12 protein-coding genes are annotated in these 12,422 nt (G+C 62.5%); 8 read left to right on the top strand and 4 right to left on the bottom strand.

The genetic code is table 11. From position 1 onward, the window contains the following. Positions 1–2 precede the first annotated feature (2 nt). Positions 3–1,295, top strand: coding sequence for an RsmB/NOP family class I SAM-dependent RNA methyltransferase (locus ABIT12_RS17485; protein ID WP_348040476.1), 1,293 nt, complete (start codon positions 3–5; stop codon positions 1,293–1,295). A 56-nt stretch (positions 1,296–1,351) separates the two neighbouring features. Continuing rightward, positions 1,352–1,837, top strand: a complete 486-nt coding sequence (locus tag ABIT12_RS17490) for a TspO/MBR family protein (protein ID WP_348040478.1) — start codon at positions 1,352–1,354, stop codon at positions 1,835–1,837. A gap of 48 nt (positions 1,838–1,885) precedes the next feature. Here ABIT12_RS17490 and ABIT12_RS17495 read toward each other — a convergent pair whose 3' ends face one another. Next, on the bottom strand, positions 1,886–3,097 hold the full coding sequence (locus ABIT12_RS17495; protein ID WP_348040480.1) for an acyltransferase: 1,212 nt from the start codon (positions 3,095–3,097) through the stop codon (positions 1,886–1,888). 124 nt (positions 3,098–3,221) lie between these two features. On the opposite strand from ABIT12_RS17495, the gene guaA reads away from it, so the two are divergent. Continuing rightward, positions 3,222–4,790, top strand: a complete 1,569-nt coding sequence (guaA, locus tag ABIT12_RS17500) for a glutamine-hydrolyzing GMP synthase (protein WP_348040482.1) — start codon at positions 3,222–3,224, stop codon at positions 4,788–4,790. Between the two features lie 49 nt (positions 4,791–4,839). Here guaA and ABIT12_RS17505 read toward each other — a convergent pair whose 3' ends face one another. Next, positions 4,840–5,778 (bottom strand): LysR family transcriptional regulator, encoded by a 939-nt coding sequence (locus tag ABIT12_RS17505; RefSeq protein ID WP_348040484.1) that lies wholly within the window; start codon positions 5,776–5,778, stop codon positions 4,840–4,842. 112 nt (positions 5,779–5,890) lie between these two features. On the opposite strand from ABIT12_RS17505, the gene ABIT12_RS17510 reads away from it, so the two are divergent. The 3 genes from ABIT12_RS17510 to ABIT12_RS17520 all read left to right on the top strand — a co-directional run bounded on the left by ABIT12_RS17510 (position 5,891) and on the right by ABIT12_RS17520 (position 8,565). Beyond that, the gene (locus ABIT12_RS17510) at positions 5,891–7,309 is read left to right on the top strand and encodes an MFS transporter (RefSeq protein ID WP_348040486.1); all 1,419 of its coding nucleotides are present in this window, start codon (positions 5,891–5,893) and stop codon (positions 7,307–7,309) included. A gap of 177 nt (positions 7,310–7,486) precedes the next feature. Next, positions 7,487–7,858: a DUF3052 family protein gene (locus tag ABIT12_RS17515; RefSeq protein WP_348040488.1), complete on the top strand. Its 372-nt coding sequence runs from the start codon at positions 7,487–7,489 to the stop codon at positions 7,856–7,858. 98 nt (positions 7,859–7,956) lie between these two features. Next, positions 7,957–8,565 (top strand): 2'-5' RNA ligase family protein, encoded by a 609-nt coding sequence (locus ABIT12_RS17520; protein WP_348040490.1) that lies wholly within the window; start codon positions 7,957–7,959, stop codon positions 8,563–8,565. 59 nt (positions 8,566–8,624) lie between these two features. On the opposite strand, the gene ABIT12_RS17525 is transcribed toward ABIT12_RS17520, so the two are convergent. Together ABIT12_RS17525 and ABIT12_RS17530 are read right to left on the bottom strand one after the other, a co-directional pair. After that, positions 8,625–9,044 carry a L,D-transpeptidase gene (locus tag ABIT12_RS17525; protein ID WP_348040492.1) on the bottom strand — a complete coding sequence of 140 codons (420 nt, stop codon included), beginning with the start codon at positions 9,042–9,044 and terminating at the stop codon, positions 8,625–8,627. Between the two features lie 146 nt (positions 9,045–9,190). Next, positions 9,191–9,916 (bottom strand): polysaccharide deacetylase family protein, encoded by a 726-nt coding sequence (locus ABIT12_RS17530; protein WP_348040494.1) that lies wholly within the window; start codon positions 9,914–9,916, stop codon positions 9,191–9,193. Between the two features lie 197 nt (positions 9,917–10,113). Between ABIT12_RS17530 and ABIT12_RS17535 the strand changes: the two genes are divergently transcribed. Continuing rightward, positions 10,114–10,926, top strand: a complete 813-nt coding sequence (locus tag ABIT12_RS17535; RefSeq protein WP_348040496.1) for a tetratricopeptide repeat protein — start codon at positions 10,114–10,116, stop codon at positions 10,924–10,926. Positions 10,927–10,959: 33 nt separating this feature from the next. After that, positions 10,960–12,411 carry a ribosome biogenesis GTPase Der gene (gene der / locus ABIT12_RS17540; RefSeq protein WP_348040498.1) on the top strand — a complete coding sequence of 484 codons (1,452 nt, stop codon included), beginning with the start codon at positions 10,960–10,962 and terminating at the stop codon, positions 12,409–12,411. The last annotated feature ends 11 nt before the right edge of the window (positions 12,412–12,422 follow it).

Here is a 12,422-nt window from a genome sequence, read left to right on the forward strand (position 1 = left end):
CCATGCGCCTTCCCGGTCGCCTGTCTGCCGCCATCGATGTGCTGACCGATGTCGAAACCCGCAAGCGCCCGGTCTCCGAAGCGCTCAAGACCTGGGGCCTCGCCAACCGCTTCGCCGGGGCCGGGGATCGCGCCGCCATCGGCAATCTGGTCTATGACGCGCTGCGCCGCCGTGCCTCGCATGGCTTCATCATGGGCGATGACAGCCCGCGCGCCCTGGTCCTCGCCGTCGCCGTCCGCGATTGGGCCGAAACCCCCGAAGCGCTGAACGCCAGTTTTGTGGGCGATGCTCACGCCCCCGCGCCGTTGACCGACGACGAAATCGCCCGCCTGACATCCGATGTGCTGGCGTCCGCGCCCGACCACATCCGCGCCGATATGCCGGAATGGCTGATGCCATCGCTCGAACAGACTTTCGGCCCCTCTTGGGTCGCCGAGGGCGAAGCCATGGCCGGCCGCCCGGCGCTCGACCTGCGCGTCAACACCCTCAAATCTACCCGCGAACGGGCGCTGAAAAGCCTGTCCCGCTTCACCCCCGAACAATCGGCCATCGCCCCCAACGGCATCCGCATGGATGCCGGCAGCCGCGATAGCCGTACCCCCAATGTCACCACCGACGAGGGCTACCTCAAAGGCTGGTTCGAAGTGCAGGATCAGGGCAGCCAGATGGTGGCCACTTTGGTAGGCGCCAGGCCCGGCGAACAGGTGCTGGACCTCTGCGCCGGCGCCGGCGGCAAAACCCTGGCGCTCGCCGCCGCCATGCAGAACAAGGGCCAGATTTTCGCCTTCGACAGCGATCGCAGCCGGCTGGCGCCGATCTATGATCGCCTCAAGCGCAATGGTGCCCGCAACGTGCAGGTCCGCGCCCCGCAGGATGGTGCGCTGGATGATCTGCTCGGCAAGATGGATCGCGTCGTCGTCGATGCGCCCTGCACCGGCACCGGCACCTGGCGTCGCCGCCCCGATACCAAATGGAAACTCTCGCCCGAACTGCTGGCACAGCGGGTCGCCGAGCAGGCGGCAATTCTGGATGACGCAGCACGCTACGCGAAAGTCGGCGGCACGCTGATCTACATTACCTGCTCTATCCTGCCCGAGGAGAACGACCAGCAGCAGGTGGCATTCTTGGCGCGCCACGCAGGCTTCGCCGCGCTCGCACCCACCGACATCTGGACCGCCAATTTGTCGGTCCCAATGCCCGATGGCGTCGTCTCCAAAGCTGGTGGCATCATGCTGACCCCGCACCTGACCCAGACCGACGGATTTTATTTCGCGGCCTTCACGCGCACAGCGTGAACCGCCAGCACCCGACGCGCGTTTAAGCGCCAGAAACACCGATCTGGATGGCTGAAATGAGCATCGCGTCACTCGCCGACTACAAGACCCCGCAACCTTGGCTGATCCTCGCGGCCTTCATCGTTGTGGTGGTGGCGGTCGGCGGCCTGATCGGCACGCAATCGATCCCCGGCACCTGGTATGAGGGCCTGACCAAACCCCCGTTTAATCCGCCCAACTGGATTTTCGGACCTGTCTGGTTCACGCTCTACGTGATGATCGCCGTTGCCGGCTGGCGCATTTTCATGATCGACCGCAACAGCACCGCGATGAAAATCTGGTACGGCCAGATGGCGCTGAACTGGGCCTGGTCGCCGATCTGGTTCAAGCTGCAACTGATCTGGCCGGCTTTCGTCGTCATCGTCGCCATCTGGCTGCTGCTCATCGCCTTCATCGTCACCGCCCGCAGGCTCGACAAGACCTCGGCCTGGCTCTTCGTGCCGTACCTGGCATGGGTCAGCTTCGCCAGCCTGTTGAATCTATCAATCGGAATTTTGAACTAAGTCGTTGATAAGTCTAATTTATCACGCGGTGAAAAGAGCATGTTCGGATCAAGCCGACGTGGCCTTCGGCCCATATCCGCTCTCGCGCATCCGCGCCCAGCGAATAATCGGCTCCTCCAGATACTTGAACGACAACGACCCCGCCACGATCGAAATCGCCACCACCAGAGCCACGCCCAGCGCGAAATACCCCTGATCCGGGGCATTGGAGACTGGCGGCAGCCACAGGCGCTGGACCAACTCGATCGCCAGGACATGCCAGACATAGATGCCGAACGAAATGCTCGCCAGATAACGCACTAGCCGATTATCGAGCATTACTCCAACGAACCGCGTCGATGGCGTCACCGCGAGAAACGCACCCAACGCCAGCGGCAGAAGCGGGAACGAGTAGGGCACCCCGAACAGCCCATAATCCTCGACACTGCCCCGCATCCACGTCTGCAGGATCAGGTAGATCGCCACGGCTCCGCTCAACAGGCTCAGCGCATCGAACGCCAGATGGCGGAGCCGCGCCAGCTTCACCTGCAGGCCCGCGGCCAGTGCGCCAACGGCGAAAATCACAAACATGCTGAACGGGTTAAACCGCGGCATCCAGGTCTTGGCGCCGCCCTGCAGGCCATAATCCCAGCCGGAATTGGCCTTGTCGACATGCACGAAATTGACGAACAGCCAGTGCAGCCCGAGCGTAGCCGCTATCACCACGAGCCAAGTAATCCACACCAGCCAGTACTGGCGTATGATGCGGCTGGCCCAGAACATCAGCGCAAAGCCAAGCGGCAGGAACACATAGGACGACACTTCAAAGCCGATCGACCACAGCGGCCCATTGACCTCCACCGGAAACAGCGTGGTCCAGTGCCAGTCGCTGATCAGCAACATGCCGGACAGGTAGCGTAGCGCCAGCCAGCCATCGAGCCGATAGTGAAATACCGTGACTGTCAAAATGAAGGTGACCGTCATCGCCAGCCAGAACCCCGGCAGAATGCGCGCCGCCCGGCGCTGCACGTAAATCCGCAGCGAAGGCATCGCGGCGCCCTGATCAAGGCTCTTCCAGAACGGCCGTGCGAGCAGATAGCCGGACAGCACGAAAAACATCGCCACGCCCAGCCCGCCGATAATGCCGAACACCCCGGTCCAACCCAGGAGGTCAAAATTCCGCGAATATCCCATATGCTGCAAGCAGTGGTGCAGCATCACCACGAAACAGGCGGTGCAGCGCAGGAAATCAGCGCCCAGCAAGCGGTTCTCGGAATCCAAGTCGACGTCCCCCTCGGTCGAATTTGGCGCACGCTATGCGAAGGGCAGCGCGTGGGGAAGGGCGCAACCCAACAATGCACACCACCATCTTGCGCAATCCGGGGCCTTTCGCTAAAGCCTCGCCATGAGCGAGCAACCCGGCACACCCCCAGATTCCATCCTGATCGTCGACTTCGGATCGCAGGTCACGCAACTGATCGCGCGACGCATTCGCGAGACCGGCGTCTACTGCGAAGTTCACCCGTTCAACAAGTCAGCTGCAGCATTCAAGGCGATGCAGCCCAAGGGCATCATCCTCTCTGGTGGCCCCGCCTCGGTCACCGAAGAAGGCAGCCCGCGCGTCCCGCAGGACATCATCGATGCCGATCTGCCGATCATGGCCATCTGCTACGGGCAACAGACCTTCTGCCTCCAGCTTGGCGGCAAGGTCGAGGGCGGCCACCACCGCGAGTTCGGCCGCGCCGATGTCGAAATCCTCGAACCCAGCGCGCTCTATGAGGGCGTCTGGTCCGTCGGCGGCCATTACCCCGTCTGGATGAGCCATGGCGACCGCGTCACCGAACTGCCCGAGGGCTTCAAGGTGATGGCGACGTCGCCCAATGCGCCCTTCGCCATTGCCGGCGACGAAAGCCGCAAGCGCTACACCACTATGTTCCACCCCGAAGTGGTCCACACGCCCGATGGCGGCAAGCTGCTGGCCAATTTCGTCCACAACATCGTCGGCCTGAAATCCGATTGGAACATGGCCGCCTACCGCTCCAAGATGATCGAAAAGATCCGCACCCAGGTCGGCAAGGGCAGGGTGATCTGTGGCCTCTCCGGCGGCGTTGATTCCTCCGTCGCTGCCGTGCTGATCCATGAGGCCATCGGCGATCAGCTGACCTGCATTTATGTCGACCATGGCCTGATGCGCCTCAATGAGAGCGAACAGGTCGTCACCATGTTCCGCGATCAATACAATATCCCGCTGGTCCACGTGGATGCGTCCGAAGTGTTCCTGCGCGAGCTGACCGGGCAGGTTGACCCCGAAACCAAGCGCAAGATCATCGGTCGCCTGTTTATCGAGACCTTCGAGGCCGAAGCCAAAAAGCTCGGCGGCGCGCAATTCCTCGCGCCGGGACCGCTCTATCCCGACGTCATCGAATCCGTCTCGTTCACCGGCGGCCCCTCGGTCACCATCAAGTCCCACCACAATGTCGGCGGCCTGCCCGAACGCATGAACATGCAACTGGTCGAGCCGCTGCGCGAACTGTTCAAGGACGAAGTGCGCGTCCTCGGCCGCGAACTTGGGCTGCCGGAAAGCTTCATCGGTCGCCACCCGTTCCCCGGCCCGGGTCTGGCCATCCGTTGCCCGGGCGGCATCACCCCGGAAAAGCTCGATATCCTGCGCCAGGCCGATGCCATCTATCTTGATGAAATCCGCAAGTCGGGCCAGTACGACAAGATCTGGCAGGCCTTCGCCGTGCTGCTGCCGGTGCAAACCGTCGGCGTCATGGGCGATGGCCGCACCTACGAATTCGTCTGCGCCCTGCGCGCCGTGACCTCCGTCGATGGCATGACCGCCGATTTCTACCAGTTCGACATGAACTTCCTCGGCAAAACCGCTACCCGCATCATCAACGAAGTGCGCGGCATCAACCGCGTGGTCTATGACGTAACATCAAAGCCACCCGGCACGATCGAATGGGAATGAGAACCGGCGCCAGCTTTGGCCGACGCAAATCTGGTCCACAGGACCAGATTTAGTATCGAACGCCTGACACCTGGGCTCGAAAGTCCGGCGCTGCTGCTGCCTCCGCACAAGCCGCCCTCACACAGGTGCGGAGCCAGCGATGCGCCGGATCGGCATCCACGCGTGGATGCCAGAGCAGCGATACGGTAATTTCCGGCGCGGCAAACGGCAGGGCAAAGCTGTGCAAGTCCGCCCGCAGATTGCCGGTGTGGCGCTCCGGCACGCTGGCAATCAGGTTCGAACCGCGGATCAGCGCCAGCGCTGCCGCAAATCCATCGACAATGCTCACGATCTCCCGCTCCAACCCAAGCGGCGCCAGCGCTTGATCGATCAGCCCGGTATCCAATCCCCGCCGCGACACCAGTACATGCCGTCCAGCGGCAAACCGGGCCGCCGTCATCGTGTTCTCGGCCAGCGGATGCCCGATCCGCACGACGCCGATGAACCGGTCGTGGAACAAGGCCTGCGTCCGGAGTTCCGGCCCGCTGCTATCGGTGATTACGCCAGTCTCCAGATCGACCGATCCGTCGCGCAGCGAGGCGCTTTCCTGTTGCGGCTTCTGTACAAAACGCAGCCGCACGCCCGGCGCCTCCCGGCCGATCTGCTCGATCAATGCAGCCCCAAAATTTTCCACAAATCCATCACTGGTCCGCAGCGTGAACGTGCGAACCAGCTGCTTCAGGTTCAGCCTCGCAGCGGGCCGCAACACCGCTTCGGCGTCTTGCACCAGTTGCGCCACCCGCTCGCGCAGCTCCGTGGCACGCGGTGTTGGCACCAGCCCACGTCCAGCCCGCACCAGCAATGGGTCGCCCGTGGTCTCGCGCAGTCGGGCCAGAGCCCTGCTCATCGCCGAGGGGCTGAGTCGCAGCCGTTGCGCGGCCCGGGCCACGCTGCCTTCGGCCAGCAGCACGTCCAGGGTGATCAGCAGATTGAGGTCAGGCATCGACATGGGCCACATCATAGCAGGCGTTTGATGCACGAATAGAGTGCAAATGCTGCGCCTTCCGCCATGCAATGCCCAACGCTAATTTCCAGGCAACGCCTTTGCCATTGGAACAATCATGGAACAGCTCAGCAAAAATCCCGACAAAACCGCTTCTGCGACAGGGGCGCTGACGGCACTCTCGTTATCGATGTTGCTCGCGTCTCTGGGTACCAGCATTGCCAATGTCGCATTGCCGACTCTCGCCCAGACCTTCGACGCCGCGTTTCAAGACGTGCAATGGGTGGTGCTGGCCTATCTGCTGGCCATCACCACGCTGATCGTCAGCATCGGCCGTCTTGGCGATCTCATCGGTCGGCAGCGGCTTCTGCTGGTTGGCATCGCCATTTTTACACTGGCCTCCACGCTATGCGGCATAGCGCCGTCGCTCTGGCTTCTGTTGATTGCGCGGGCCGGGCAGGGGGTGGGCGCCGCTATCATGCTGGCGCTGACCATGGCATTTGTCGGCGAGACCGTACCAACAGCACGTATCGGCAGCGCCATGGGCCTGCTCGGCACCATGTCGGCCGTCGGCACCGCGCTTGGACCGTCGCTGGGCGGCGTCCTGATCGCCACCATCGGCTGGCGATTCATCTTCTTGATCAATCTGCCGCTGGGCGCGGTGGCTCTGCTGCTGGCCTGGCGTTACCTGCCCGCCGGCCGCGGCGTCCTAAAAGCCGATCGCCAGCGCTTCGACGGTCTCGGCACCGTAGTTCTCGGGGTGTCGCTGGCCGCCTACGCACTCGCCATGACCCTCGGTCGTGGCACGTTTGGCGCGCTCAACCTCGTCCTGCTGCTCGCCTTTGTCGCGGGCGGCTGCCTGTTCGGTCTGGTCGAGGCCAAGGCAAAGTCACCACTGCTGCCCCTGGACCTGTTCCGCGACGCCAGGCTTTCGGCAGGCCTCGCCGTCAGCCTGCTGGTTTCGACGGTGATGATGGCAACGCTGGTGGTCGGTCCATTCTACCTCTCCCGCGCCGTGGGCCTTGCCGCCGCCATGGTCGGTCTGGTGATGTCGATCGGTCCGATCATTTCGGCTTTCACCGGCCTTCCGGCTGGCCGCCTCGTCGACTATCTCGGCCCAGCGTCCACAGTTATTGTCGGTCTGGTGGTCATGCTGATTGGCGCCGCCGCATTGGCCACGCTGCCGATCATCATGGGCATGCTTGGCTACGTCATCGCCGTCGCCATACTCACGCCCGGCTACCAGCTGTTCCAGGCCGCCAACAACACCGCAGTGATGAAAGGCGTGCCGTCCGACCAGCGTGGCGTAATTTCCGGCATGCTCAATCTGTCACGCAATCTCGGGCTGGTCACCGGCGCTTCGGTAATGGGTGCAGTGTTCGCCGCCGCCTCGTCCACCACCGATATCACCACTGCACCACCGGCCGCCATTGCCACCGGCCAGCAGCTTACCTTCGCTCTCGCGGCGGCGCTGATCGCCGCCGCCATCGCCCTTGCACTGGGCGGCGGCGCCTTGGCCCGACGCCGCCCGACGTGATCGCTCCTTCAGCATCTGCCCAAAATATCGGTCGACAGATTGGATCAACCAGCCATCGACCGTCCGCATATAGGCCAGTGCCGCGTTCTGATACATTTGGTGGGTCATGCGGCTCGGTGGTCTGATCGAGGCGTTGACCGACCGGGCCGGCAAACGGCCCGCAGCGGAGTAGGGATCATGTCAGGTAAACCAGTACTCGAACGGTTGCAGGTCAAGGCCGCGCGGACCATTGCCGTGCTCGCCGCCGATGGGGAACTGGACACAGCCATAGGCGGCGCTGACCGGCGGGGGTCTGCGGGCCAGGCTGATGTGGTGCTGGTGTTCCTGCGTAGCCGGGCCGACCTTCGCCGTCAGCTTGGCGTGCTGCCAGCCACGCTCCGGGCCGATGTCATCCTCTGGATCGCCTATCCGAAGCTGACGTCAAAACTGGCTGGCGATCTCAATCGCGATGCCATTCACGGCCTGGTCGAGCAATTCGGCCTCTCCACCGTCACCCAGATAGCCATCGACGCCGATTGGTCGGCAATGCGCCTCAGGCGCCACGGCTGATGGCAATCGCCGCTGAGCTGTGCATGGGTCATACTCACCCTTGACCACGCCGTATCCTGGCTCTAAAACGGAACAAATAGGGAACGTATGGGTTCGTCATGGATATGCAGCTCGACTTTTTCGGCCGCCCGTCGGTCCGCGACAGCAACTCTGCGGTAGATGCTGAACACCGCTATTATTTCACGCTCCTGCCGCCGCCCGCGCTGGCCCAGGACATCGAGCGCGGCGCGCGGATACTGGCTCGGCGGCACAATAGCCGGCAACCAACCCGGGCCGATCGCCTGCATGTGTCGCTCAATGGCGTTCATATGGGCGAACCGATGGATACAGGCGACATCGAGGATGCCATGGCGGTCGGTGCCGCCATTCGCCGCCCGTCCTTCGATCTGGCCTTTGATCGCGTCCAGACTTTTGGCCGCGCCAGGGGCGCCGCGCAATTCCCAGTGGTGCTGTCGTCATCGCAGCCAGATCGGGAGCTGGACCGGCTGTACGGGGATATCTTCCGCGCCATGCAATCTCACGGCATGCGCGTCGGTCCGCGGTCCATCGAACCGCACATGACGATTTTCTACGCGAGCGAGCGTGTGCCGGACATTGTCATGCGTCGTCCGTTTCGCTGGCGGGTCAGCCACTTCTGGCTGCTCCATACGGTGCGCGGCCATCGCAACCCGGAGATACTCGGCGAATGGGCGCTTGGCGGGCTGTAAAGCCGTTTCTGACTGGACGCGGCCAAACACTGTCACAGTCTTCGTGCGAGATGCTCGAACTATGACCGGATCTGGATTGCGGTATTGTCGGGTCCATATTCGCGCACTAGCTCATAGAGCACTGCTGCGTTTTCGGGGTCTAGCCGCACGCAGCCATGCGAAGCCGGTGTGCCCAGCGCGCGCAGATGCGTGGTGCCATGGATCGCGTAGCCGCCATGGAAGAAGATGGAGTAGGGCATTGGCGCATTGTCATACTTCTTGGAGTAGTAACGGCGCGCCATGCGGATCGGCTCGTAATTGCCGGTCGGTGTATGATAACCGCGCTTGCCGGTTGAAACGTCCCACCGATACTGCACATCACCATCAACGCTGACGGCCATCGACTGGTCGGAGATGTCGACGACAATTGAAACCGTCCTGGCAAAGGCAGGGACGGCGCCAAACATCAAGGCCAGCGCCACAAAAAGTACACGCACCATAATAACGCCCCGTCAAAAACTGGCGACATTGTGGCGTAGTTTTGTAAGACGTCAATTAAACCCGAAAAAATCCGGATGTTAGTATTAATCGGGCCCTGAATTCGGCCAAAAATGCGCCTCTGCGATGCATTTTGCAACGAAACCGCCTAGCTGCGGCCGTCAGCACCAATAGTCTGCACGTCTTCCAGCCGCACAAACCTGAACCCTTTCGCCTTCAACGCCAGGATGCCAGCGGCAATTCCCTGGCCAGAGGGGCGCTTGGGCTGGTTCATATGGGCAATGATCACGTCGCCATCATGGGCGCTGATCATCTGCGATTGCGCCTTGGGCGCGAACACCGAGGCTCCATAGTCGGCATTGAGCGAAAATCCCGCCACGCCCAGACCCATGCTGGAAATCAGCGGCAAAGCGGCAGGGCTGTATTCGGCGGTTGCATCGCGATACCAGTGCGGCGCCGGTGCGGCGCTCGCTACCAGGGCATCGGCGCCCCCCTTGATCTCGGCGGCGATCGCTTCGAGCGTTCCGGCCGGCTTGATCCCGTAAACCGTTTCACTGCCCAGCACCGCCGGTACATGTTCGGCGCCATGGTCTTCCAGCTCAAACAATTGCGGATACGCCACGAGCGTGCGCACCACATCGGGATTGGCGAGCATCCATTTGCGCGTCAAAAACAGCGTTGCCGGAATTTCATTGTCGATCAGCGTGTCGATGATCCGCAGATCGGTGGCCCCGCCACAGGCGTCCAGTGTCAATGCCACTTGCGGATGGCCGGAGCCACCCTTGGCGATATGCAACACCGGTTCCAGCAGATCATTGGCCGAGGCGGGCAGGGTGGAGGCCAGCAAGAGCAGCAGCAAAGGTACGAGCCGCATCGTTGGCTCCGAAGGGGTTGACGCCGTTTTTCTATACGCCTTCGCTTGCCTGGCCGCGATGGCATTTTTTTCACAGCGATGGTCGGTTTTGGGCCGTCTTTCGCCGCAATCGGCGTAAATCCCCATCAGTGTTTGCATTCCGGGGTGCGCGTGATAATTGTGCGCCCGAATTCAGACCGATCCCGTTCAGGCGTTGCATGTCCCAAGATAACATTTTCCGCGAAGTTGATGAAGAACTCCGCTCCGATCGCATGCGCTCCGCCTGGAGACGCTTTGGGCCATTCGTCATTGGTGCCGCGGTTTTGGTCGTGGTGCTGGTCGGCGTCAATGAAGGCTGGTCGTGGTATCAGTCGTCAAAGTCCGCCGCGTCTTCGGATAAGCTCTACACCGCCTTTACCGCAGCCGATGGCGGCGATGTAGCTGCCGCCAAGACCGCGCTGGACGATCTGATCGCCACCGGTGCTGGGGGTTATCCGACGCTGGCCAAATTCCGCGAAGCCGGGCTGCTGGTCAAGGCAGGCAAGGCCGCCGACGCCATCACCGCGTACGACCAGTTGGCCAACGACGAAACCAATCCGCGCCTGCGCGAACTGGCGCTGGTGCTGTCCGGCACGTTGCAGGTCGATAACGGCACGCTGGCCGATGTCGAAGCCCGCGTGCAGAGTCTTGCCAACGATACCAGCCCGATGCGCAATGCCGCCCGTGAAGCCATGGGCCTGGCCCAGTACGAGGCGCAGAAATATACTGATGCGCAGGCCAGCTTCGAAGCAGCGCTTAACGATCCTTCGGCCCCCGATACTGTGCGCAACCGCATGAATTTCTATCTGGCGCAGATGCTGTCCGAAGGCTTGGTCAAGGCCAAGAGCGAGGCCGATGTGGCCGCTGACGCCATCGACAAGCTGGTCAACAGCGTCAAGGCGGATCCGGCCAATGCTACCGATACTCCTGCGGGTGCCAATGCACCTGCAGCGACCCCTGCCACTGATGCGGCTCCGGTCGTCGAGAAATAGCGGCCGCTTTGCCGTCTGAAGGACTGCGCATATATGACTGTCACCGTCGCTATCGTCGGCCGCCCAAACGTCGGCAAATCCACCCTGTTCAATCGGTTGGTGGGCCGCAAGATTGCGCTGGTCGATGACACGCCGGGCGTCACCCGCGATCGTCGTGAAGCCGAAGGCCGCATTGCCGACCTGACCTTCCGCGTGCTCGACACCGCCGGCTACGAAGACGTTACCGATGGCTCGCTCGAAGACCGCATGCGTCAGCAGACCGAGTTGGCGATCAAGGAAGCCGACGTCATCCTGTTCATGATCGACGCCCGCGCCGGCGTCGTCCCGCTCGATCAGCGCTTCGCCCAGGTGCTGCGCAAGGCCGGTAAAGCCGTGCATCTGGTCGGCAACAAGGCTGAAAGCACAGCCGCCGAAGCAGGGCTTGTCGAGGCCTTCAAGCTGGGTTTTGGTGAACCTATCGCGCTCTCGGCGGAACACGGTCTGGGCCTGAGCGAACTCTATTCCATCGTCTCGCAGGCCATCGACGTCGCCGCGGCCAATCTGGAAGCGGCGCAGATCGGCGATCTCGACGCGCTGCCCGAAGTCGACGTCGATATCACCGATGACATGCTCGAAGGCGAGGGCGACGAAGCCACGCTGCGCTGGAATCCCAAGCGTTACCTCAACGTCGCCATTGTCGGCCGTCCGAACGCCGGCAAGTCCACGCTGGTCAATCGCCTGGTCGGCGAAGACCGCGTCCTCGTCGGCCCCGAAGCCGGCATTACCCGCGACAGCATTCTGGTACCGTGGGAATGGGAAGGTCGGGTGATCAACCTGGTCGATACCGCCGGCATTCGCCGCCGCTCGCGCGTCACCGAAAAGCTGGAAAAGCTGGCAGTGGGCGATAGCCTGCGCTCCATCCAGTACGCTGAAGTCGTCGTGCTGTTGCTCGACGCCACAATGCCATTTGAAAAGCAGGATTTGCAGCTCGCCGATCTGGTCGAGCGCGAAGGCCGCGCCATGGTCATCGCCATCAACAAGTGGGACCTGGTCGAGGACAAGAACGCCGCTTTGGCCCATCTCAAGGAAGCCTGCGAACGCCTGCTGCCACAGGTGCGCGGCATTCCGATGGTCACGCTGTCGGGTCTGCAGGGCCGCAATATCGACAAGCTGATGGCCGCGATCTTCAAGATCGAGCGCAGCTGGAACTCGCACGTCTCCACCGCCCGGCTCAATCGCTGGCTGGCCGGCATGGTCGAGGGGCATCCGCCTCCGGCCGTCTCGGGTCGCCGCCTCAAGATCCGCTACATGACTCAGGCCAAGACCAGGCCGCCCAGCTTCATCCTCTTCGCCTCGCGTCCAGAGGCATTGCCGGCGGCCTATCTGCGCTATCTCACCAATGGCCTGCGTGAAGCCTTCGACATCCAGGGCGCCCCGATCCGCCTGTGGGTGCGTTCGGGCAGCACCAACCCCTACGATGATAAGGGTAAGCGGAAGATGGGTTGAGGGAACGTCGG

The sequence above is a fragment of the Devosia sp. genome (assembly GCF_039927955.1).
Taxonomy (GTDB): domain Bacteria; phylum Pseudomonadota; class Alphaproteobacteria; order Rhizobiales; family Devosiaceae; genus Devosia.